The 22,468-nt window shown below is 69.2% G+C and carries 21 protein-coding genes; 11 read left to right on the top strand and 10 right to left on the bottom strand.

The features are described from left to right. The first annotated feature begins 27 nt into the window (after nucleotides 1–27). Both LZ686_RS07645 and LZ686_RS07640 read left to right on the top strand, forming a co-directional pair. Nucleotides 28–1,398, top strand: coding sequence for a glutamate--cysteine ligase (locus tag LZ686_RS07645; protein ID WP_349547421.1), 1,371 nt, complete (start codon nucleotides 28–30; stop codon nucleotides 1,396–1,398). A gap of 173 nt (nucleotides 1,399–1,571) precedes the next feature. After that, entirely contained in the window at nucleotides 1,572–1,946 is a 375-nt protein-coding gene (locus LZ686_RS07640) for a hypothetical protein (RefSeq protein ID WP_045981077.1), read from the top strand. Nucleotides 1,947–1,949: 3 nt separating this feature from the next. Here LZ686_RS07640 and plsY read toward each other — a convergent pair whose 3' ends face one another. From plsY to LZ686_RS07625, 3 genes are read right to left on the bottom strand one after another with little or no spacing between them, the layout of a single operon-like run. After that, the gene (plsY, locus tag LZ686_RS07635; RefSeq protein ID WP_349547420.1) at nucleotides 1,950–2,525 is read right to left on the bottom strand and encodes a glycerol-3-phosphate 1-O-acyltransferase PlsY; all 576 of its coding nucleotides are present in this window, start codon (nucleotides 2,523–2,525) and stop codon (nucleotides 1,950–1,952) included. Continuing rightward, nucleotides 2,522–3,802 (bottom strand): dihydroorotase, encoded by a 1,281-nt coding sequence (gene pyrC, locus LZ686_RS07630; protein ID WP_349547419.1) that lies wholly within the window; start codon nucleotides 3,800–3,802, stop codon nucleotides 2,522–2,524. Before pyrC ends, plsY begins: the two co-directional genes overlap by 4 nt. Then, on the bottom strand, nucleotides 3,802–4,761 hold the full coding sequence (locus LZ686_RS07625; RefSeq protein WP_045981080.1) for an aspartate carbamoyltransferase catalytic subunit: 960 nt from the start codon (nucleotides 4,759–4,761) through the stop codon (nucleotides 3,802–3,804). Before LZ686_RS07625 ends, pyrC begins: the two co-directional genes overlap by 1 nt. A gap of 170 nt (nucleotides 4,762–4,931) precedes the next feature. On the opposite strand from LZ686_RS07625, the gene LZ686_RS07620 reads away from it, so the two are divergent. The 3 genes from LZ686_RS07620 to LZ686_RS07610 are packed head-to-tail and all read left to right on the top strand — an operon-like array spanning nucleotide 4,932 to nucleotide 7,670. Continuing rightward, nucleotides 4,932–6,305, top strand: a complete 1,374-nt coding sequence (locus LZ686_RS07620) for an MATE family efflux transporter (RefSeq protein ID WP_046000005.1) — start codon at nucleotides 4,932–4,934, stop codon at nucleotides 6,303–6,305. A gap of 25 nt (nucleotides 6,306–6,330) precedes the next feature. Further along, on the top strand, nucleotides 6,331–6,567 hold the full coding sequence (locus LZ686_RS07615) for an Lrp/AsnC ligand binding domain-containing protein (protein ID WP_045981082.1): 237 nt from the start codon (nucleotides 6,331–6,333) through the stop codon (nucleotides 6,565–6,567). Further along, on the top strand, nucleotides 6,567–7,670 hold the full coding sequence (locus LZ686_RS07610) for a pyridoxal phosphate-dependent aminotransferase (RefSeq protein WP_349547418.1): 1,104 nt from the start codon (nucleotides 6,567–6,569) through the stop codon (nucleotides 7,668–7,670). The genes LZ686_RS07615 and LZ686_RS07610 overlap by 1 nt, the downstream gene beginning before the upstream one ends. On the opposite strand, the gene LZ686_RS07605 is transcribed toward LZ686_RS07610, so the two are convergent. From LZ686_RS07605 to LZ686_RS07590, 4 genes are all read right to left on the bottom strand, one after another. Then, on the bottom strand, nucleotides 7,657–7,980 hold the full coding sequence (locus LZ686_RS07605; RefSeq protein WP_045981084.1) for a DnaJ family domain-containing protein: 324 nt from the start codon (nucleotides 7,978–7,980) through the stop codon (nucleotides 7,657–7,659). The genes LZ686_RS07610 and LZ686_RS07605 overlap by 14 nt on opposite strands. A gap of 78 nt (nucleotides 7,981–8,058) precedes the next feature. Next, complete coding sequence (locus tag LZ686_RS07600; RefSeq protein ID WP_349547417.1) at nucleotides 8,059–10,920, bottom strand: valine--tRNA ligase; 2,862 nt, start codon at nucleotides 10,918–10,920, stop codon at nucleotides 8,059–8,061. Nucleotides 10,921–11,022: 102 nt separating this feature from the next. Further along, nucleotides 11,023–11,373 carry a DUF1428 domain-containing protein gene (locus LZ686_RS07595; RefSeq protein ID WP_349547416.1) on the bottom strand — a complete coding sequence of 117 codons (351 nt, stop codon included), beginning with the start codon at nucleotides 11,371–11,373 and terminating at the stop codon, nucleotides 11,023–11,025. 68 nt (nucleotides 11,374–11,441) lie between these two features. After that, nucleotides 11,442–11,873, bottom strand: coding sequence for an Lrp/AsnC family transcriptional regulator (locus LZ686_RS07590; protein ID WP_045981087.1), 432 nt, complete (start codon nucleotides 11,871–11,873; stop codon nucleotides 11,442–11,444). Between the two features lie 165 nt (nucleotides 11,874–12,038). Here LZ686_RS07590 and LZ686_RS07585 point away from each other — a divergent pair, with 165 nt between their 5' ends. After that, nucleotides 12,039–13,193 carry a type III PLP-dependent enzyme gene (locus LZ686_RS07585; protein ID WP_045981088.1) on the top strand — a complete coding sequence of 385 codons (1,155 nt, stop codon included), beginning with the start codon at nucleotides 12,039–12,041 and terminating at the stop codon, nucleotides 13,191–13,193. 35 nt (nucleotides 13,194–13,228) lie between these two features. Continuing rightward, the gene (locus LZ686_RS07580) at nucleotides 13,229–14,305 is read left to right on the top strand and encodes a T6SS phospholipase effector Tle1-like catalytic domain-containing protein (RefSeq protein ID WP_349547415.1); all 1,077 of its coding nucleotides are present in this window, start codon (nucleotides 13,229–13,231) and stop codon (nucleotides 14,303–14,305) included. A 7-nt stretch (nucleotides 14,306–14,312) separates the two neighbouring features. Here LZ686_RS07580 and metF read toward each other — a convergent pair whose 3' ends face one another. Further along, nucleotides 14,313–15,185, bottom strand: coding sequence for a methylenetetrahydrofolate reductase [NAD(P)H] (gene metF, locus LZ686_RS07575; RefSeq protein ID WP_045981089.1), 873 nt, complete (start codon nucleotides 15,183–15,185; stop codon nucleotides 14,313–14,315). A gap of 92 nt (nucleotides 15,186–15,277) precedes the next feature. Here metF and LZ686_RS07570 point away from each other — a divergent pair, with 92 nt between their 5' ends. From LZ686_RS07570 to LZ686_RS07560, 3 genes are all read left to right on the top strand, one after another. Continuing rightward, entirely contained in the window at nucleotides 15,278–16,192 is a 915-nt protein-coding gene (locus LZ686_RS07570) for a LysR family transcriptional regulator (RefSeq protein ID WP_045981090.1), read from the top strand. A gap of 73 nt (nucleotides 16,193–16,265) precedes the next feature. Beyond that, on the top strand, nucleotides 16,266–17,054 hold the full coding sequence (locus LZ686_RS07565; RefSeq protein WP_045981091.1) for an inositol monophosphatase family protein: 789 nt from the start codon (nucleotides 16,266–16,268) through the stop codon (nucleotides 17,052–17,054). Nucleotides 17,055–17,153: 99 nt separating this feature from the next. Then, the gene (locus tag LZ686_RS07560) at nucleotides 17,154–18,107 is read left to right on the top strand and encodes a DMT family transporter (protein ID WP_127897861.1); all 954 of its coding nucleotides are present in this window, start codon (nucleotides 17,154–17,156) and stop codon (nucleotides 18,105–18,107) included. Here LZ686_RS07560 and LZ686_RS07555 read toward each other — a convergent pair. Then, the gene (locus LZ686_RS07555; RefSeq protein WP_349547414.1) at nucleotides 18,073–20,136 is read right to left on the bottom strand and encodes a lytic transglycosylase domain-containing protein; all 2,064 of its coding nucleotides are present in this window, start codon (nucleotides 20,134–20,136) and stop codon (nucleotides 18,073–18,075) included. The genes LZ686_RS07560 and LZ686_RS07555 overlap by 35 nt on opposite strands. A gap of 123 nt (nucleotides 20,137–20,259) precedes the next feature. Between LZ686_RS07555 and dapA the strand changes: the two genes are divergently transcribed. After that, nucleotides 20,260–21,135, top strand: a complete 876-nt coding sequence (gene dapA, locus LZ686_RS07550) for a 4-hydroxy-tetrahydrodipicolinate synthase (protein ID WP_045981115.1) — start codon at nucleotides 20,260–20,262, stop codon at nucleotides 21,133–21,135. Nucleotides 21,136–21,199: 64 nt separating this feature from the next. On the opposite strand, the gene LZ686_RS07545 is transcribed toward dapA, so the two are convergent. Further along, entirely contained in the window at nucleotides 21,200–22,399 is a 1,200-nt protein-coding gene (locus LZ686_RS07545) for a UbiH/UbiF family hydroxylase (protein ID WP_349547413.1), read from the bottom strand. Between the last annotated feature and the right edge of the window lie 69 nt (nucleotides 22,400–22,468).

Raw genomic sequence — 22,468 nt, 5'->3', positions numbered from 1 at the left:
GGAAACCCTTGAAAGGCCTCATCGTCCATGTCCATTCCCCAGCAGGGCGGAGGCCCCATCGAACATCGTGACCAGCTGGCCGCCTATATCGCCAGCGGCGAGAAGCCGAAGGACGCCTGGCGCATCGGCGTCGAGCACGAGAAGTTCGGCTATGACGACGCGCGCAAGATGCCGCTGCCCTATGAGGGTCCCGTGTCGATCACGGCCATGCTGGAGGGGTTGCGCGACCGCTTCAACTGGACCCCGGTCCTGGAGGCCGGCAAGCTGATCGGGCTGGAGCGCGACGGCGCCAATGTCAGCCTAGAGCCCGGCGGCCAGCTGGAACTGTCCGGTGCGCCCCTTGAGACGATCCACCAGACCTGCGACGAGGTGAACGGCCATCTGGCCGAGGTCGAGGCTGTCGCCGCCGATATCGGCGCGGGCTTCATCGGCTTGGGTGCGGCGCCGATCTGGGGCCAGGATGACATGCCGATGATGCCCAAGGGGCGGTATCGGCTGATGACCGACTATATGGGTCGGGTGGGCACGCTGGGCACGCAGATGATGTACCGGACCTGCACGGTGCAGGTGAACCTGGATTTCGCGTCCGAGGCCGACATGGTCCGGAAGATGCGCGTGGCCCTGGCGCTGCAACCGGTGGCCACCGCGCTGTTCGCCAATTCGCCCTTCCTGGACGGCAAGCCCAACGGGATGAAATCCTGGCGCGCGCATATCTGGCAGAACCTGGATGCGGCGCGGACCGGCATGCTGCCCTTCGTCTTCGAGGAGGGGTTCGGCTATGAGGCCTGGGTGGACTACGTCTTGGACGTGCCCATGTATTTCGTCTATCGCGACGGGAAGTACATCGACGCCCTGGGCCAGAGTTTCCGCGATTTCCTGAAGGGCCAGCTGCCGGCCCTGCCGGGCGAGGTGCCGACCCTGTCGGACTGGGCCGATCACATGACCACCGTGTTCCCCGAGGCGCGCGTCAAGAAGTACATCGAGATGCGCGGGGCCGATGGCGGCCCGTGGCGCAGGCTGTGCGCGCTGCCTGCGCTGTGGGTCGGGCTGACCTATGATCAGGGGGCGCTGGATGCGGCCTGGGACCTGGTCAAGGGATGGGACGCCGAGACCCGCGAGGCGCTGCGCCGGTCCGCGGGCCGCGACGGCCTGCAGGCGCAGGCGGGGGGCGTGAGGATGCACGACCTGGCCCGCGAGGTCCTGGCCATTGCCGAGGGCGGGCTGAAGGCCCGCGCCCGGTCGGGAAACGACGGCCTGGTCCCCGACGAGACGCATTTCCTGAGTGCGCTGAAGGAAAGCGTCGACAGCGGCAAGGTCCCCGCCGACGAGTTGCTGGAGAAGTATCGCGGCGCCTGGAACGGCGACCTGACGCGGATCTACGACGAATATTCCTACTGATCGCCGATTGCGTCCCGCGACGTGCCGGGGGGACGTCCCGTCCCCCCGGACCCCCCTTGGGTGTCCCGCATGACGGATGCCGACGCACGCGAGTGTGAGCCGCGCCCGTCCGCGATGTCTTGATCTGGGCCGCCGGTGGTGGCACCCCGGCGAAAAAGATGCGGGGGCATGCGATGCGCGGTGATGTGATGCAATGGGTCGGCCGGTTGGTGGCCGCGGTCTTTGGGCTGGGGGTGCTGGCGCTGCTGGCGGCGGTCGTGCTGCTGATCCGGCAGGCCGAGGGGGTGCCGCCCTGGCCGATCCTTCTGGGGCTGGTGGGTCTGGTCGCACTGATCCTGCTGGCGGGGGCCTGCCTTGCACTGATCTCGATCGCGGTGTCGGCGCGGCGGGGTGTCGATGCGCTGCAGCGGTTGGGCGGCACGCTGCCCGTCGCCGCCGTCGAGCCAGAGGCCGCCCCGCCGATGCAGGGGCCGTTCACGCCCACCGGTCTGGCCGCCGCGCCCGTGCGCGCCGTGCGTCCGGGACGCGGGCTGGTCGCCAAGCGCTGAGGATTACTTGCGGCCGATCCGGGGTTCGGTACCGGCCAGGAGGCGGCTGATATTGGCATGGTGCCTGATGAAGATCAGCACCGCCATGAAGGCCGCGACCGCCGCGATGTCGGTCCGCCCAAGGCCCCAGGCGAAGACCGGGGCCAGTGCGGCCGCCAGAAGCGCGCTGAGGCTGCTGATCCGGGTGATTGCGGCGGTCAGCGCCCAGGTCGCGCAGGCGATCAGGCCCAACGGCCAGTTCAGCGCGATCACCGTCCCGAGGAACGTGGCGACGCCCTTGCCGCCCTTGAAGCGCAGCCAGACCGGGAAGCAATGGCCCAGGAAGGCCGCGCCGCCGGCCAGAATCGCCGCCGCCTCTCCGCCGAAATGGCGGGCCAGCAGGACCGCGATGGCGCCCTTGCCCGAATCCAGCAGCAGCGTGGCCAGCGCGGCGCCCTTGTTGCCCGTCCGCAGCACGTTGGTCGCGCCGATGTTGCCCGAGCCGATCTGGCGCAGATCGCCCAGGCCCAGGGCGCGCGTGATGACCAGGCCGAAGGGGACAGAGCCCAGAAGATAGCCGAAGATCGCCCAGAGGATCATGCCTGCTCTCCGAAGACGGGGGTGCCCGCGACCCAGGTGCCCAGGACGCGGCCCTGCATGCGCGCGCCGTCGAAGGGGGTGTTCTTCGATTTGGACAAAAGCGCGAAGCGGTCCAGCACGAAGGGTGCGTCGGGGTCGAACAGCACCAGATCGGCGGGGGCGCCGTCGGACAGGCGACCCGCCGAGAGGCCCAGCCTGCGCGCCGGGTTCAGCGCCATGGCGCGGAACAGCTGCGGCAGGCTCAGGCCGCCCTGATGATACAGGCGCAGGGCCGCGGGCAGCAGGGTCTGCAGGCCCACGGCGCCGGGGGCCGCGGCCTCGAAGGGCAGGCGTTTGGATTCCTCGTCCTGGGGCGTGTGAAAGCTGGCGATGGTGTCGATCAGCCCCTGGGCCACGGCATCGACCATGGACAGACGGTCATCCTCCGACCGCAGCGGCGGCGTGAAGCGGAAGAAGGTCCGGTAATCGCCCACGTCGAACTCGTTCAGCGTCAGGTGGTGGATCGAGATGCCCGCCGTCACGTCCAGCCCCGCATCGCGTGCCCGCGCCAGGGCCGGCAGGCTGGCGGCCACGGTGATCTGGTCGGCGTGATAGCGCCCGCGCGTCATCGCGACCAGGGCCAGGTCGCGGTCCAGGCCCATCACCTCGGCCATGGGGGAGACGGCGGGGATGCCATAAAGGGATGCGAACTTGCCGCTGGTGGCCACAGCCCCCGCCGACAGGGACGGGTCCTGCGGATGGCCCACGATCAGCGCGTCGAGGCCCCGCGCATAGGTCATGCAGCGGCCCAAGAGCTTGGTGTCGCGCACCACGCGCACGCCGTCGGTGAAGGCCACCGCGCCCAGATCGGTCAGGAAGCCGATCTCGACCATCTCGCGGCCTTCGCGGGCCTTGGTCAGGGCTGCCATGTGGCGGATGTGGACGGGCGCGTCGATGGCGCGGCGGGCGACGAATTCCAGCGCCTCGGGCGTGTCGATGGGGGGCGTGGTGTCGGGGCGCGCGATGATCGTGGTGACGCCGCCCGCCGCAGCGGCACGGCCCGCGCTGCGGAAGCTTTCCTTGTGACGTTCGCCCGGTTCGCCGATCTTGACGCCCCAGTCGATCAGGCCGGGCGCCAGCGCGCGGCCGCGACAGTCGATGACGGTGGCGCCTTCGGGGGCGGCTTCCTCGGGCGCGCCGCGTCCGGCGATGCGACCGTCGGTGACGCGCAGGCTGCCGATGTCGTCGGTCTGGGCCTCTGGGTCGATCAGGCGGGCGTTGCGGAAGATCAGGTCCATCACGATTCTCCGGCGGCGGCGCGGCCACGGCTGGCGCGCAGGTTGCGGGCCAGCAGGTCCAGGGCGGCCATGCGGACGGCAACGCCCATCTCGACCTGGTCCTGGATGACGCTGCGGTTGATGTCGTCGGCGATGGTACCGTCGATCTCGACCCCGCGGTTCATGGGACCCGGATGCATGACGATCGCGTCGGGCGCGGCCAGGGCCAGCTTTTCCGCATCCAGCCCGAAGCGATGGAAATATTCGCGTTCGGACGGGATGAAGCCGCCATCCATCCGCTCCTTCTGCAGGCGCAGCATCATGACGACGTCGGCGCCGCGCAGCCCCTCGCGCATGTCTTCGTACAGTTCGACCCCCATGTCCGCGACGCCCGCGGGCATCAGGGTCGCGGGGCCGATCAGGCGGATGCGGTTCTCCATCTTGCCCAGCAGGATCAGGTTCGACCGGGCCACGCGGCTGTGGGCGATGTCGCCGCAGATGGCGATGGTCAGGCGCTGCAGCCGCCCCTTGGCGCGGCGGATGGTCAGCGCGTCCAGCAGGGCCTGGGTCGGATGTTCGTGCCGCCCGTCGCCCGCGTTGATGACCGCGCAGTTGACCTTCTCCGCCAGCAGGTTCACCGCGCCCGAATGCGGATGGCGCACCACCAGCAGGTCGGGCTGCATCGCGTTCAGCGTCAGCGCCGTGTCGATCAGCGTCTCGCCCTTCTTCACCGACGATTGCGCGACGGCCATGTTCATCACGTCCGCGCCCAACCGCTTGCCTGCCAGTTCGAAGCTGGCCTGGGTGCGGGTCGAGTTCTCGAAGAACATGTTGATCTGGGTCATCCCGGCCAGCGCATCGGAATGCTTCACCGTGCGACGGTTCAGGCTGACGTAATCCTCGGACAGATCCAACAGCGACACGATCTCGTCGGGCTTGAGATGGTCGATGCCCAGAAGATGGCGGGCGCGAAAGCTCATCGGGGGCCTCCTGGGGTCGGTGTTCGCGCGATCTATCGCAGATGGGGGCAGGGGCGGCAAGCCGCGCGGACCCGCCCCGCCGCCGCCTTTCCGCCGATGCGGCGCGAAATGTTGCAGGGCGTGCAATGCCGCCCCTTGCCGCATTTTGCGGCTACGGATATGGCAGGACGATGCACAGCCGATACCGCCCCCATGTTCTTGCGACCCTGTCGTTGGGCCTGCCGCTGATCGGCAGCCACCTGGCGCGCATGGCCATCGGCGTGGGCGACACGGTCATGGTCGGCTGGTACGGGGTCGAGCCGCTGGCCGCCCTGGTCATCGCGACCAGCTTCTTCCACATCCTGTTCTTTCTGGGCATGGGCTTCGGCATCGGCGTGCTGGGCCTGATCGCCGCCCATGTCGCCGCCGGCCGAGAGACCGAGGTCCGCCGCGGGGCCCGGATGGCGCTGTGGCTGTCGGCCGGCTATGCCCTGGCCGTGATGCCGCTGATGTGGTGGTCCGAACCGATCCTGCAGGCTCTGGGCCAGACCGACACGGTCAGCGCGCTGGCGCAGGATTACCTGCGCATCGCGGGCTGGGGCCTGGCGGTGGTCCTGGGCCAGCTGACCCTGTCGTCCTATCTGGCCGCGCTGGAGCGGACGCAGGTCGTCATGTGGGTCACCCTGGCCGGGCTGCCGCTGAACCTGGCGCTGAACTGGGTGCTGATCTTCGGCAACCTGGGCGCGCCCGAACTGGGCGTGCGCGGCGCCGCCATCGCCAGCGTCACCGTCCAGGTGGTCCAGCTGCTGGCCCTGATCGCCTATGCGGGCTGGGTGCCCGTCGCGCGCAAGTACAACCTGTTCCAGCGCTTCTGGCGCCCCGACTGGCAGGCCATGCGCCAGATCGCGCGGATCGGCTGGCCCATCGGCCTGACCATGGTGGCCGAGGGCGGGCTGTTCGTCGCCTCGAACATCATGATGGGCTGGATCGGGACGCCCCAGCTGGCCGCCCACGGCATCGCGTTGCAGATCACCTCGATCACCTTCATGGCGCATCTGGGGCTCTCCAACGCCGCGACCGTCCGGGTGGGCCAGGCCAAGGGCCGCGGCGATCGCGCCTGGATGCGCGATGCGGCGGTCACGGTCGTGTGGATGTCGCTGGCCTTTGCCGCCGTGGCCATCATGCTGTACCTGCTGTTCGCCGAACAGCTGGTGCGGCTGTATCTGGACCCGACCGATCCGCAGGCCCCGCAGATCGTGGCGCTTGGCGCGATGCTGCTGATGTATGCCGCGCTGTTCCAGCTGACCGATGCGTTCCAGGTGATCGCCCTGGGCTTCCTGCGCGGGGTCCAGGACACGCAGGTGCCGATGTGGATCGCGGGCTTCAGCTATTGGGTCGTGGGCATGCCGGTGGCCTGGGCGCTGGCCTTTCCCCTGGGCTTCGGCCCCGCGGGCCTGTGGCTGGGCCTGTGCGTCGGGCTGACCTTTGCCGCGGTGCTGCTGATGCGGCGGTTCTGGCGCGGCCACGCGCGCGGGGACTGGACCCGCGCCGCGGCCACGGTCTAACCTGCCCCCAAACAGGAGCTTTTTCATGCGCGCCGTCTTCGTCCAGTTCCGCTGCGAGCCCGGCAGGACCTATCAGGTCGCCGAGGCCATCTACGACCGCGAGGTCGTCAGCGAGCTTTATTCCACCTCCGGCGATTTCGACCTGATCGCCAAGGTCTACATCCCCGAAGACCAGGATGTCGGCCGCTTCCTGTCAGACCGGCTGTTCGACATTCCGCATATCAGCCGCACCCTGACCACCATGACCTTTCGCGCGTTCTGATGCCGCCCTTTGCGCCCCTGGTGGCGGGCCTGCCCGCGACCGTGCCCTTTGTCGGCCCCGAAACCCTGGAACGCCGCCGCGGCGTGCCCTTCGCCGCCCGCCTTGGCGCGAACGAGAGCGCGTTCGGACCCAGCCCGCTGGCCGCCCGCGCCATGCGCGAGGCCGTGGGCCAGGTCTGGAAATACGGCGACGCGCCCAGCTTTGATCTGTCCCGCGCGCTGGCGACCCATCACCGCACCACCCCGGACGGCATCATGGTCGGAGAGGGCATCGACGGCCTGCTGGGCAACCTGGTGCGGATGATGGTCGCGCCGGGCGATGCGGTGGTCACCTCGGACGGGGCCTATCCGACCTTCAACTATCACGTCGCGGGCTTTGGCGGGGTGCTGCACAAGGTTCCCTATCGCGACGACGCCGAAGATCCGGACGCCCTGGTCGCGCGCGCCCATGCCACCGGCGCGCGGCTGCTTTATCTGGCCAATCCCGACAATCCGATGGGCACCTGGCACGACGGCACGGTGATCGCGGCAATGCTGGACCGGATGCCGGCCGACTGCCTGCTGGTGCTGGACCAGGCCTATGCGGAACTCGCGCCGGCCTCGGCCATTCCCGACATCGCGGCGGACGATCCGCGGGTGATCCGCATGCGGACCTTCTCCAAGGCCTATGGCCTGGCCGGCGCGCGCATCGGCTATGCGATCGGCGCGCCGGACCTGATCGCGGGCTTTGACCGGGTGCGCAACCATTTCGGGGTGAACCGCATCGCCCAGGCCGGGGCGCTGGCCGCGCTGGCCGACCAGGGCTGGCTGGCCCATGTCGTGGCCGAGGTTCAGGCCGCCCGGCTGCGCATCGCCGATATCGGCGCCGCCAACGGCCTGACCGCGCTGCCCTCGGCCACGAATTTCGTGGCGCTCGACACCCATCGCGATGGCGCCTTCGCCCGCGCCCTGATCGCCGCACTGGAGCGCGAGGGCGTGTTCGCCCGCATGCCGGGTGTCGCCCCCCTGGACCGCTGCATCCGCATCAGCGCCGCACCGATCCACGAACTGGACGTGTTCGAGGACGCGCTGCCCCGCGCGCTGGCCGCCCTCAGTCCCGCATGAAGCGGCGTCGGGCCTCCTCGGCGATGGCCTGACGCATCTGCAGCCGGGCGATCTCGGCCAGCAGGGCCGCGCGTTCCGGGCCCTCGGGCATGTCGGACAGGCGGGCCCGCGCGGCGATCACCTGCTTCTTCAGCACGATCTCGGGCGGCAGCACCCCGGCCTGCGCCATGATCCGGAACCCCGCCGCCGTGGAGTCCGTCTCGATGGGCCGGTCAGGCAGGGGCCTGCCCTCGCCCTCAATCCCCGTCAGCTTGCCCTCGGCGCGGGCCTTCAGCATCATCCGCTCGGCGATCCGCTCCAGCCAGCCCATCCGCGCCTCCCTTGCGCCTCTCTCTTGCCGTAAGAGCCGTGGCCCGGCCAGCCCGACGGGGCAGGCCGGGCCGCAGGCTCACATCGCCGCCAACTGCGCCAGCGCGGCCTGCAGGCGGGCGATGTCGTCCTCCAGCGCGGCCAGCTTGCCGGTGGTCTCCTCGATCACCTCGGCATCGGCATTCTCGACGAACTTGGGGTTCGACAGGCGCTTGGACAGGCCGTCGGCATCCTTGCGGAGCTTGGCCTCCGCCTTCTGCAGGCGCGCGGTCTCGGCCGCCACGTCGATCACGTCGCCGATGGGCAGCGCGAAACTGGCCCCCTGCACCGACACGGCGATCATCCCCTTGCCGGCGACCCCGTCGGCGGCCGGGTTCACCCGCGCCAGCCGCTCGATCAGCGGACCGTTGGCGGCCAGCGCCGCCCGGGCGGCCGCGTCTGCCTCGGTCACGACCAGGTCCAGCTTGGCGCCCGCCGGCACGCCCATCTGGGCGCGGGCGGACCGCACGCCTTCGATCAGCGCGATGACCCAGTTCATCTGCCGGTCAGCCTCTGCGTCGATCAGGCCCGCGCCCAGTTCCGGCCAGTCGCCATGGACCAGCATGCGGTCGCGGTCCCCGGTCAGCGCCCACAGCTCCTCGGTGACGAAGGGCATGATCGGGTGCAGCATGGCAAAGCACTGGTCCAGCACCCAGCCCATCGTGGCCCGCGTCTCCTCGGCGTGATCGCCGTCGAACAGCGGCTTGGCGAATTCCACGTACCAGTCGCAGACCTTGCCCCAGACGAAGGCGTAAAGCCCTGTCGCCGCATCGTTGAAGCGATAGGCGGCCAGCGCCTCGTCGACAGCCATCAGGATGCGCGCGGTCTCTCCGATGATCCAGCGGTTCACGGTATGGCTGGGCTGCGGACGCACCCCCCCGCCCCGCACGCCGTTCATCTCGGCGAACCGGGTGGCGTTCCAGATCTTGGTGACGAAGTTGCGGTTCACCTCGACATGCTTGGGCCCCAGCTTGGGGTCGCGGCCCATCGCCGCCATGCTGGTCAGCGTGAAGCGCAGCGCATCCGCGCCATAGGCATCGACCAGCGTCAGCGGGTCGATGACATTGCCCTTGGACTTGGACATCTTGGCGCCCTTCTCGTCGCGCACCAGCCCGTGGACATAGACGGTCCTGAACGGCACATCGCCCACGACCTCCAGCTGCATCATCATCATCCGGGCGACCCAGAAGAAGATGATGTCGAAGCCCGTGACCAGCACGTCGGTCGGGAAATACTTCTTCAGCTCCTCGGTCGGCTCGGGCCAGCCAAGCGTCCCGATGGGCCACAGGCCCGAACTGAACCAAGTGTCCAGCACGTCCGGGTCGCGATGCAGTGTCTTGCCGGGCGCCATGGCCTGCGCTTCTGCCTCGGAGGGGGCACAGTACTGGTTGCCCTCAGCGTCGTACCAGACCGGGATCTGGTGGCCCCACCACAGCTGGCGGCTGATGGTCCAGGGCTCGATGTTCTCAAGCCAGTTGAAATAGACCTTCTTGTGCTGCTCGGGCAGGATCTCGGTTCGGCCCGACCGCACGGCCTCCAGCGCGGGTTCGACGATGCGCTTGGTGTCCACGAACCACTGGTCGGTCAGCATCGGCTCGATCACCACGCCGGACCGGTCGCCAAAGGGCTGCATGATCGGCTTGGCGTCGATCACGGGACGGCGTTCCAGATGCTCGGCGCCGGTTTCGGGCTCGATCTCACGGTGCAGATAGGTGACGGCCAGGCCCTCGGCAGTGATCGCATCGATCACGCGCTTGCGGGCGTCGAACCGGTCCAGGCCGCGCAGGTCGTCGGGCACCAGGTTCACGGCGGTGACGTCGCCCACATCCTCGCCCGCGGCGGCGCGGGAGGCGATGGCGGCGCTGTCGGCATAGGACAGCCCGTCGGCGCGCATCGCGCCCTTGCCGTCCATCAGCGCATAGAGCGGGATGCCGTTGCGCATCGCCACGCCATAGTCGTTGAAATCATGCGCGCCGGTGATCTTGACCGCGCCGGACCCGAAATCGGGGTCGGGGTATTCGTCGGTGATGATCGGGATCAGGCGGCGGTGTTCCTTGGGGCCGACCGGGATCTCGACCAGCTTGCCGACGATGGGGGCATAGCGCGCGTCTGACGGATGCACGGCAACCGCGCCGTCGCCCAGCATGGTCTCGGGGCGGGTCGTGGCGATGCTGATGTAATCGCGCGTCTCGCGCAGGGTCACGCGGCCGTCTTCGTCGCGTTCCACGTATTCATAGGTCTCGCCACCGGCCAGCGGGTACTTGAAGTGCCACATGTGGCCCGGAACCTCGCGGTTCTCGACCTCCAGGTCGCTGATCGCGGTCTCGAAATGCGGGTCCCAGTTCACCAGCCGCTTGCCGCGATAGATGATGCCCTTGTTGTAGAGATCCACGAAGACCCGGATCACCGCGTCATGGAAATTGCCCTCCTCGCCCGCGGGGGCACCGGGGGCCCCGGACATGGTGAAGGCATTGCGCGACCAGTCCGCGCTGGCGCCAAGGCGCTTCAGCTGGTTGATGATCGTGTCGCCGGATTCCCGCTTCCAGTCCCAGATCTTGGCGGTGAAGGCGTCGCGCCCGATCTCGCGCCGGCCGGGTTCGCCCCGTTCGGCCATGCGGCGTTCGACGACCATCTGGGTGGCGATGCCCGCATGGTCCTGACCCGGCTGCCACAGCGTGTCAAAGCCCCGCATCCGGTGCCAACGGACCAGGATGTCCTGCAGCGTGTTGTTCAGCGCGTGGCCGATATGCAGGCTGCCGGTGACGTTGGGGGGCGGGATCATCACGGTGAAGGTTTCCGACCGCCGGGCATTGGCCCCGGCGGCAAAGGCGTTCCGGCGTTCCCATTCGGCCGCGATCCGGGCCTCGGCATCCGCCGCATCAAAGCTTTTGTCCATCGTCATCGCATCACCCCATCTGTTGCAGCGGGATTAGCGAATGCGGGGCCAAAGGCCAAGCCCGTCGGCACCGGGCATGTCATCCGGGGCGGTTCGCGGCCGGGCCCGTCAGCGCAGGTCCACGATGGGGGCAAAGCCGCCCCAGAACATGCGCGCCCCGTCAAAGGGCATGTCGGCCATATCGGGGTGGTCCTCGGTCATCATCGCGGCCCATGCGGCATCCGCGGTGGCACGGTCGGGCCATTCGATCCAGGACAGCACCGGGACCTCGTCGCCGGAGGCCTCTGTCGCGCGATAGAAATCGGTGCGCTTGCCGTGGGGCACGTCCTCGCCCCAGCATTCGACCAGGCGCAGCGCGCCGTGACGCTTGAACGCCGGCCAGGCCCTGGTCGCGTGATCGGCATATTCGTCGCGCTTGTCCGCGGGCACGGCCAGCACGAAGCCGGAATAATAGCTCATCGCATCCTCCCTTGCGTCGGTGGGCACAGTGTCCGCCCGCAGGGGATTCGAGGCAACAGGCGTCGCGCCTAGACGGCGCGATCCAGCTTGGTCGCCAGGTGGATCAGGCTTTCGGACGACCGCACGCCCTCGATCCCGCCGATGCGGTCCAGCGTCTCGTCCAGTTCGGTCGTCGAGGATGTGGCCAGCTGCAGCAGCAGGTCGACCCGGCCGCTGGTGGTGTGCACACGCTCGACCTGGGGCAGGGACTTGAGCCGCGACAGCACGCCGGGCTGGGCGCGGGGCTCGATGCCCAGCAGGACGGTGGCGCGGATGCGGGCCCCGCGCGCGGCCTCTCCCAGGCGCAGCGTGTATCCGGCGATGGCGCCGGTGCTCTCCAGCCGCTCCAGCCGGGCCTGCACGGTCGAGCGCGCGACGCGCAGGCGGCGGGCCAGCACCGCCACCGACATGCGCGCGTCGCCCGACAGCTGCGCCAGAATGTTGCGATCCAGATCGTCCAAAGCCGCGCCTGCCTGCCTGTTTCGTCAAAATGACATGAACTGCGTCATAATAACCGGGATGACATGCGATTCTAGCCTTTTCATCGGTGAAATCGGAACTCAAAAGCGCCATTCCGGGTTGCAGGACCGCAACCCATCATCCAGCCTTGTGCGAAAGGAACCGCAATGGGACAACAGAAGACCGTCTGGGAAAATCCGGCCGAGGTCATCCGACATCTGGCCCCGGAACATCCGGTCATGGTCTTCGCGCCGACAGTCTTGCAGGACCGTGCGCGGCAATTCATCGACGGCTTTCCGGGGCTGGTGACCTATGCGGTCAAGTCCAACCCCGACGAGGCCGTGATCCAGAACCTTGTCGCCGCCGGCATCCGCGGTTTCGACGTGGCCTCGCCCTTCGAGATCGACCTGATCGGCCGCATGGCGCCGCATGCTGCGCGCCATTACCACAATCCCGTCCGCGCCCGGTCCGAGATCGCGCACGGCGTGTCCCAGAACATCCGCGCCTGGTCCGTGGACAGCCGGTCCGAACTGGACAAGCTGTTCGATCAGGTGCCGACCCAGGTCGACGGCAAGGGGGTCGAGATATCGCCCCGCTTCAAGCTGCCGGTGCTGGGCGCGGCCTATGACTTCGGCTCCAAGTTCGGCGCATCGCCCGAACTGGCGGCCGAGCTGCTGGCAGAGGTCGCGCGCCGTGGATACGTCCCGTCGCTGACCTTCCATCCGGGCACGCAATGCACCGATCCGATCGCATGGGAAAGCTATATCCGCGTGTCCAAGGACATCTGCGACATGGCGGGCGTGCGCGCGGTGCGCCTGAACGTGGGCGGCGGTTTCCCCTCGCACCGCGTCGTGGGCGTCGAGCCCGACCTGACGTCGATCTTCCAGGAGATCGCCGACACCGTGACCGAGATGTTCGGCGCCGACGCGCCCGATCTGGTCTGCGAACCGGGACGCGGCATCGTGGCCGACGCCTATGCGCTGATCACCCGGGTCAAGGGCGTGCGCGACGGCGGCCACGTGTTCCTGAACGACGGCGTCTATGGCGGCCTGGCCGAGCTGCCGATCATCGGCAACATCGACCGCATCGAGGTCCTGACCCCCAAGGGCACCCCGCGCGAGGGCGAGGCCGGCGGCCGCGTCATCTTTGGCCCGACCTGCGATTCGGTTGACCGCCTGCCGGGTGAACTGGCCCTGCCGGACACGATCCAGGAAGGCGATTTCGTGATCTTCCACGGCGCGGGCGCCTATTCCACGGTCACGAACACGCGATTCAACGGTTTCGGCGCCATGACCAACGCGACCGTGATGCGCCTGTCGTAACGGTTTGCTCATGCCCCCATGCTAGGCTTGGGGGCATGAGCGTGACCAGACCACCCACCATCCATGTCGTGCTGATGGACGGCACCTTCGCGTCGCTGGCCGATGGCAGGCGCAGTTCCATCGGCCGCATCCACCGCCTGCTGACGGGCCAGCTGGGCGCCCTGCCGCCTGGACGCATCCGCGTCCATTACGGCATGGGACAGCAATGGACCCGCTGGCGCACGCTGCCCGATCTGGTCATGGGCCGCATCCTGGAAACCCGCATCACCGATGCCTATGGCTGGCTGGCCAGCGGCTATCGCCCCGGCGACCGGATCTTCATGCTGGGCTATTCCCGCGGGGCCTTCGCGATCCGCAGCCTGGCGGGGATGATCAGCCGCGTGGGCCTGCTGCAGGCGCAGGCGGCGACCGAACGCCACATCCGGCTGGCCTGGCGCTATTACCACCATGGGGGAACGCCGCAGGCGATGGCCGCCTTCCGGCGCAGGCGCTGTCATGCGCAGGCGCCGATCCGCATGGTCGGTTGTTTTGACACGGTGATGGCCCTGGGCCTGCGGCTGCCGGTGCTGTGGATGCTGACAGAGCCGCGGTTCCGCTTTCACGACGCGCATCTGGGGCAGGGAATCGAGCACGGGTTCCAGGCCCTGGCCCTGGATGAGACCCGCGCCGCCTTTGCGCCGCTGCTGTGGGACGATGCCCATGCGGCGGGCCGGATCGAGCAGATGTGGTTTCGCGGCGCGCATCCCGACATCGGCGGACAGCTGTCCGGGTTCGAGATGTCGCGGCCCTTGGCGAATATCCCGCTGGTCTGGATGCTGGATCGGGCCGAACAGGTCGGCCTGCCGTTGCCGCCTGGATGGCGGGGGCTGTTTCCGGGAGATGCCGCGGCGCCGTCGATCGGGTCGTGGCGCAACTGGGGCAAGGCGTTCCTGGCGCGCACGCCCCGCCTTGCCGGCCGCTACATGACCGAGGCGCTGCATCCGACGGTGCCAAGACCCGTTGCCGGGCCGGCCCGCCTGACCGGACACCTGACTGCGCACCGCCCGCCGCGTCGCAGATCGCCCGCCACCATCGCCGCGCGCTGGCGCCGCCCGCCCGTCGATCCCGCCTAAGGGGTGGTCAGGCCACGGCCTCCAGCCCGGCCTTGGGGCGCACGCCCAAGGCGGCGCAGACGTCGCGGGTCAGTTCGGGACGGTTCAGCGTATAGAAATGCAGCTGGTCCACGCCGCCCGCGATCAGCTTTTCGCACAGGTCCACCGACAGGTCGGTCGCAAGCGCACGCTGTGCGTCGGGGCCGTCCAGGGCCGCAAGCTGGAACGCCTCCTCGGCCCAGTCCGGGACGGTGGTGTTGCAGGTCGCGGCGAACCGCTTGGTCCCGGCCCAGCTTTGGACCGGCAGCAGGCCGGGGATGATCGGCGCGTCGATGCCGGCCGCGACGCATTTGTCGCGAAAGCGGAAAAAGGTTTCGGGCTCGAAGAAGAACTGCGTGATGGCGCTGGTGGCCCCGGCCTCGATCTTGCGCTTCAGCCAGGTCACGTCGGCATCGCCATCGGCGCTGTCCGGGTGCGGTTCGGGATAGGCGCCGCAGCGGATCGTCATGTCGCCGCGCGCGGCGATCGCCTCGATCAGTTCGACCGAGTTGGCGAAGCCGTCGTCATGCGGGGTGAAGCGGTCGGCCCCCTTGGGCGCATCGCCGCGCAGTGCCACGATCTGGGTGATCCCGGCATCGGCATAGGACTGCACGATCTCCATCGTCTCGGCGCGGGTGGCCTCGACGCAGGTCAGATGCGCCGCGACCTGCAACCCGAACTGGCGGTTGATCGTGGTCACGGCCTCATGGGTCAGCTTGCGGGTCGTGCCGCCGGCGCCATAGGTGACCGACACGAAATCGGGGGCCAGCGGGGCCAGCACCTTGGCGGTCTCCCACAGCTTGAACGAGGCTTCCAGCGTCTTGGGCGGGAAGAACTCAAAGCTGACGTTCGGCGTGGTCATGGCGAATCCCTTCGTGTTGGCGGCTCTTGTGCCATGAGGCGCGGCGTGAGACAAATTCATAATCTTCAACATCAACGTGAGGGCGTTTCATCATGCATCTGGAACTGCGCCATCTGCGCACCGTGCATGCGATCCACGAACAGGGCGGCCTGGCCCGCGCCGCCGAGGTGCTGAACATCACGCAGAGCGCGCTGTCCCACCAAGTCAAGGCACTGGAGGAGCAGTCGGGTGCCCAGTTGTTCGTGCGTCGCGCCAAGCCCATGCGCCTGTCCGCCGCGGGCATGCGCCTGCTGCGCCTGGCCGAACAGGTCCTGCCCCTGGTCGAGGCGACCGAGGCAGAGTTCAAGGGCGTCGAGGCCGGGCGCATCGGCCGGCTGCACATCGCGATGGAATGCCACGCCTGCTTTGACTGGCTGCTGCCGGTCTTGGACATCTTTCGCCGCGCCTGGCCCGACGTGGACGTGGACATCCGCCAGCGCCTGGCCTTTGGCGCGCTGCCCGCGCTGGTGCGCGAGGAGGTGGACCTGGTGATCTCCTCGGACCCCGAGGATCTGGCGGGCGTCACCTTTCAGCCGCTGTTCGACTATGCGCCGACCCTGGTCGTGCCGGCGGGCCATCCGCTGGCGGCCAAGGGTCATGCCGATCCCGCCGATCTGGCCGCCGAAACGCTGATCACCTATCCGATGGACCGCGCACGGCTGGACGTCTTCAGCCAGTTCCTGACGCCCGCGAACATCGAACCCGCGCGCCAGCGCACGGTCGAACTGACCGCGGTGGCGCTGATGCTGGTGGCATCGGGGCGGGGCGTCGCGGTCATGCCGGACTGGGTCCTGCGGCGCGAGGCCGCGAACCCGGAACTGGTGCTGCTGCCGCTGGGGCCGCAGGGGATCCGCCGCCGCCTGTACGCAGCAGTGCGGTCGGACGACCTGTCGCAGCCCTACATGGCGCATGTGCTGCGCCTGTCGCGCACCGAACCCCTGCGGATGCTGCGCGGCCCGTCCAGCTAGGCCGGTGCGTGATGCTTGGCTTTCCGCCGCGTCTGCCCTATGACGCGGCCAACCCCAATTCCCGGAGCACCCGATGGCAAGCGCCAATCTGAACGTGATGATCAAGGCCGCCCGCAAGGCGGGTCGCGCCCTCGTCAAGGATTTCCGCGAGGTCGAGAACCTTCAGGTCAGCGTCAAGGGCGCCGGCGATTTCGTCACCCGCGCCGACCGCGAGGCCGAACGCCTGATCAAGGAAGAGCTGATGACCGCCCGCCCCAGCTATGGCTGGCTGGGCGAGGAGACCGGCAAGACCGAGGGCGACGACCCCACCCGCCGCTGGATCGTGGACCCGCTGGACGGAACGACGAACTTCCTGCACGGCCTGCCGCACTGGGCCGTCTCCATCGCGCTGGAGCACAAGAAGGAGATCGTCGCCGCGGTCATCTTCGACGCCGCCAAGGACGAGATGTTCGTGGCCGAAAAGGGCACCGGCGCCTATATGAACGACCAGCGCCTGCGCGTGTCGGGCCGCACCAAGCTGTCCGAATCGGTGTTCTCGACCGGGATCCCGCATGCCGGGACCGGCCCGCTGCCCGCGATGATCCAGGACCTGGCCCAACTGATGCCCGTCTGTGCGGGCGTGCGCGGTTTCGGGTCCGCGGCGTTGAACCTGGCCTATGTCGCCGGCGGCCGGTTCGACGGCTATTGGGAACGCGGCACGAAATCCTGGGACGTGGCCGCGGGCATTCTGATGGTGCGCGAGGCGGGCGGTTTCGTCCACGGCATCCGCGAGGGCGACGATCCGCTGGAATCGGGTCGCCTCATCGCGGCAAATCCCACCCTGCTGGACCCCTTCGCCAAGATCATCCGCGCCCGCGACTAGGCTGCAACAGGTCAGGGTTGCAGACCGTGCAACCCTGACCCTCGCTTGACCTTGCGGAATGGCGGGCGCAACAGGGGGCAACCCTGAAGGCGCCCGCTTATGTCCGACGACCGACCGACCCAGCCCTATGCCGCATCCGCCGCCGTCGCGGCGCCGCCCCCGGTTCCGCCGCAGGGGCAGGCCCCCGTGCGCGACCGCACTGGCCTTGCCATCGCCATGATGTGCGCGGTCAGCCTGATCTTCGCCTTCCAGGACGTGTTCTCTCGCATCCTGGGCGGAGGCTATCCGCCGGTGTTGATCGTGATGATCCGGTACTGGGTCTTTGCGCTGTTCGTGATCGCGCTGGTCGCGCGCCAGCCGGGCGGGTTGAAACGCGCCATCCGCACGAAACGCCCCCTGACCCAGATCGCCCGCGGCGTGATCCTGGCGCTGGAGGTGCTGATCATGGTCGAGGCCTTTGTCCGCCTGGGCCTGATCGAGACCCATGCGGTCTTTTCCGTCTATCCGCTGCTGGTCGCGGCCCTGTCCGGGCCGGTCCTGGGCGAGGCGGTCGGCTGGCGGCGCTGGACCGCCATCGCGGTGGGCTTTGCCGGGATCATCGTGATCCTGAACCCCGGCGGCGGGGTCATCAGCATGGCGGCGCTGCTGCCCTTTGCGGCTGCGCTGATGTTCGCGCTGTACGGTCTGCTGACGCGGCACGTGTCGCGCGACGATCCGGCGATGGTCAGCTTTTTCTGGACCGGCGTGTCGGGGGCGGTGGCCATGACGCTGGTGGGCATCTGGGACTGGCAGTGGCTGGCACCGATGGACTGGGTCTGGATGGGCTGCCTGTGCGTCTGCGGCATGACCTCGCATTACCTGATGATCCGCAGCTATGAGCTGGCCGAGGCGTCGGCCCTGCAGCCCTTCGGCTATACGCAGCTGGTCTGGGTCAGCATCCTGGGCGTGGTCCTGTTCAACGAGACCCTGCGCGCCAACGTGGTGATCGGGGCCGCGATCGTCGTCGCGGCCAGCCTGTTCACTCTGTGGCGACAGCGGATGCGGTCGCGCTGAACCAGCCTTCGGGCAGGCGCGGTCCGATGAAGGGCTTGGGCCGCGGCTTGGCCGACAGGGCCAGCGTCAGCCGCGCCGGCGGGGGGGGCACCGCACCGCCGCCCGACAGGTCCCACCGGGTGACGACCGGCGCGGGCGTGCCATGGATGCGCGCACGATAGATCGGCAGCGCCTCGGCCACGCGCATGACGTAATTGCGCGTCTCGTCGAAGGGAATCATCTCGACCCAGTCCACGGGATCGGCATCGCGGCGCAGGTCGCCGAAATCGTTCAGCCAACGCGCGGACCGCCCCGGACCGGCATTGTAGCCCGCCGCGATCAGCGCCACGGACGGGCCGAACCGGTCGGCCAAGTCGATCAGGTATTGCGACCCGATCCGCGCGTTGTAGCTGGCATCGCTGGACAGGCGCGCCAGGTCATAGGGCATGCCGATCTGGCGCGTGACCTGTTCGGCGGTGCCGGGCATGACCTGCATGAGCCCCTGCGCGCCGACCGGGCTGGAGGCGGTGTGGTTGAATTCGGATTCCTGGCGCGCGATGGCCATGACCAGTTCCGGGGGCGGGCCCAGATCCTCGCGCTCCAGCCCGGTCAGGGGGAAATGCGCGACGGGCCAGATCACGCCCTGGTTCGCCGACTGCTTGGCCAGGCGCAGCCCGTGCCAGGGGGTCCCGGCCTCGTACATCAGGCGCGACATGCGGGCGATGTCGTCGGGGGCCGCGGTTTCCGCCAAGTGCAGCAGAAAGCGCTGCGCATCGTCGCGCCGTCCGCTGGCAACCAGCCACAGGCTTGCGCGAAAGATCGGATTCTCGCGCAGCGCACTGCCGCGCCAGTCGGGCAGGGTGTCGATGGCCGCGTCGGCCACGGCGTAATCGGCGGGCAGGCTGCGGCCGACCTTCTCCATCGCCAACTGACCGTAATAGGTACCGGGCAGGTCGGCCGCCGCACCAAAGGCCGTGCGTGCGGCGGCATCGTCGCCCAGGGCCTCATGCGCGCGACCCTGCCAGTAGAAGGCGCGCGACTTGCTGATCGCGGCGCCGACGACGGTTTCCAGATGGTCGAAATGCGTCAGCGCGCGGGCCGCATCGCCGGTCTTCAACGCGGCAAAGCCCGCCAGCCATTCCAGGTCGGCGTAATGGCGGTTGTCGGGCGTCAGGAAATGCGGCGTGGCCAGGCGCAGCGCGCGGTCCCAGTCGCCGTTCCGCATGGCCAGCCGCGTGTAATCCACCCGCATCGACGCCCATCGCGCCGGAACGCGCAGCGCCTCCGCGCTGGTCGAGGATTCCAGCAGCAGGGCCTGGGCGCCCTCATGCTGCTTTGCCCCCACGCGCCAGTCGAAGCGGTCCATCGCCAGGCCCGGATCGGAGCGCAGGTCGGCAAGCAGCGCCAGGATCAGGTCGTCGACGCCGGCACGGCCCGCCTGCACGGCGATCCGGGCGCGGGGCAGGGGGCGGTCGGCCTCGGGCAGGCGGGGCAGCAGGCGTTCGGCCTGTGCCCATTCCCCCGCATCCAGCATCGCGGTGATGCGCGCGGGGATCAGCGGCAGCAGTTCGGGAAAGGCGGCCAGCAGGGCGGCCTCGTCCTTGGCCGGCAGGGGTTGCGTGGTGAAGAAGGCCTGGCGGGTGCGGGCGGCATCGGCGTCGGGCAGGATCGCGGTCAGCGCGTTCAGGCCGGCCCGCGTGGTGGGGCTGCGGCCGTCGAACCACAGGCGGATGTCGTCGGGATCGGCGCCGGGGCGCAGCCGCGTCTCTCCGCGCTGGATCAGCAGGTCAAGGCCGGGCCAGTCGGAATGGTTGCGCAGAAAGCCCGCGTAATCGGCAAAATCGCCGTGGCCTGCGCGCAGGGCGTGCCAGCCGACCAGCGCCTCGCCCAGGGGGCCTGCGGCGCGGGCGGCGTCACGGGCGGTCACCCAGTCCTGGACCTGGGTCGCGGCCAGGGCCAGCGCCATCGCGCCCGGATCCTCGGCCCGTGCGGGCAGGGCCAGGGACAGGGCCAGAAGGCCCGCCATCGTCATGTCACGCAGAAGTCGCATCACCACCCTGTGTCACCGTCAAACGCCCCGCGTGCAATTCACAACCTTGGCAAGTTCGCGGCCCTTGGTTAGGGATGGCCGCGCAATTGCCTGCTTTCACCAAGGATCATCATGGAGCGTGTCATGTTCAAAGGGTCGATGCCAGCCCTGGTCACGCCGTTCACCCCGGACGGCGAGCTGGATCTGGACACGCTGAAGAAGCTGGTCGAATGGCATGTCGAACAGGGCAGCCACGCCATCGTGCCCGTGGGCACCACCGGCGAAAGTCCCACCCTGACCCATGACGAGCATCGCACCGTCATCGAGGAGGTGGTGCGTGCGGTGAACGGTCGCATCCCGGTCATCGCGGGCGCCGGGTCGAACTCCACGCGCGAGGGCATCGGCCTCTTGCAGCACGCGGCCAGCGTGGGCGCGGATGCGGGTCTGGTCGTCACGCCCTATTACAACAAGCCGACGCAGGCGGGGCTGATCGCGCATTACACCGCGCTGACGGATGCCTGCGACCTGCCGATCATTATCTACAACATCCCCGGGCGGTCGGTCGTCGACATGATGCCCGAGACGATGGGCGTCCTGGCGAAGATTCCGTCGATCATCGGGGTCAAGGACGCGACCGGCAAGCTGGAGCGCGTGAGCTGCCAGCGCATGACCTGCGGGGCGGATTTCATCCAGCTGTCCGGAGAGGATGCGACGGCCCTGGGCTTCAACGCGCATGGCGGGGTGGGCTGCATCAGCGTGACCGCGAACGTGGCGCCGCGCCTGTGCGCGCAGTTCCAGGAGGCCACGCTGCGCGGCGATTACGCGGCGGCGTTGGAGATCCAGGACCGGCTGATGCCGCTGCATCTGGCGATCTTCGTCGAGCCGGGGCTGGTGGGCGCGAAATACGCGATGTCGCGCCTGGGCCTGTGCCACGAGCGGGTGCGCCTGCCGCTGACGCCGCTGACCGAGCCTACGCGTCATCTGATCGACGCGGCGCTGGAGCATGCGGGCCTGATCTGAGTGCGTCCCGCGACGGCGGGGGGCCAGCCCCCCGCACCCCCCGGTGTCGCGCGGTGCCGGTGTCTTAGCTGAGACCCAGGCCGGCCCGCATCATCATCCGGCGCACGGGTGCGATTCCGTACAACCCGCCCAGAGCCGCGGCGCGCAGGTCGCGCAGCGGGCGCAGCTGCGCCTGGCTGGCGCGGTTCAGGGCGTCGATGGCCAGGATGCGTGCATAGGCGTCCGGGCGGCGCGTGCGGTTGTATCGGGCAAGGCTGTCGGCGCTGCCCGGGTCGGCGCGGCTGAGCTCCAGCAGCGCCGAGAGGTCGGCCAGGCTCATGTTCAGGCCCTGCGCGCCGATGGGGGGCAGGACATGCGCGGCCTCGGCGATCAGCGCGGTGCGGGGGCCGGCGAAGCGGTCGGCGATCTGGCTGACGATCGGCCAGGCGGTCAGGGGGGTCGCCTGGCGCAGGTGGCCCAGCACCCCGGCGGAGCGGTCGTTCAGCGCGGCTTCGAAGCCTGGGGCGGGCAGGGCCAGCAGCGCGTCGATGGCGGCGGCGTCGTCCATCCAGACCACGGCCGAACCGGGCTGTCCGTCGCGGTCGGGCAGGGGGACCAACGTGAAGGGCCCGCCGGAGCGGTGCACCTCGGTCGAGACGTTATGGTGGGGCTGTTCATGCGTCACGGCAAAGGCCAGCGCCCGTTGTCCATAGCGCCAGGTGCGCGTGCCGATGCCCAAGGCGCCCCGGACCGCGGAATCGCGGCCGTCCGCGCCGATCAGCAGGCGGGCGCGCAGGCGGCGGCCGTCGGTCAGGGTCACGACCGCACCTTCGGATCGGGGCAGGACCGTCGCCGTGCCGGTGCCGTGGATCACCCGGACCGATGGCAGGGCCTGGGTGCGGGCCATCAGCTCGCGCCGCATCAGCCAGTTGGGCAGGTTCCAGCCGAATGGCTGGTCGCCGATCTCGGCCGCGTCGAAGTCGCGGGTCAGGCGCGGCGTGGCGGTGGCGCCTCCGGCATCGACGATGCGCATCACCTGCAGGGCGGTCGCATGGGGGGCGAGGCGCTCCCACAGCCCGATGCGTTCGAAAAGCGCGACCGAGGGCATCAGGAAGGCGGTAGAGCGCAGGTCGGCGCCCGCCGCGTCCTCCTCTGTCACCGGGGGGGCGGGATCGACGCAGAGGACCGAGAACCCCTGGGCCCCGAACGCGCAGGCGGCGATCAGACCGGCCAGTCCGCCGCCCGAGATCAGGATGTCGATGTCGTCGATGCGCGTGTCGGTCATGGCAGGCCCCTTCGGTTCCGGGTCAGACTGCCCCGCCGCGCGGGCGGGGGAAAGGGGCGGCGCTGTCGC

Source organism: Paracoccus sp. NFXS7, from assembly GCF_040148865.1.
Lineage (GTDB): Bacteria > Pseudomonadota > Alphaproteobacteria > Rhodobacterales > Rhodobacteraceae > Paracoccus > Paracoccus marcusii.
Note: the sequence above shows the minus strand (reverse complement) of the source record. Positions and strands in the feature narration are given on the sequence as shown.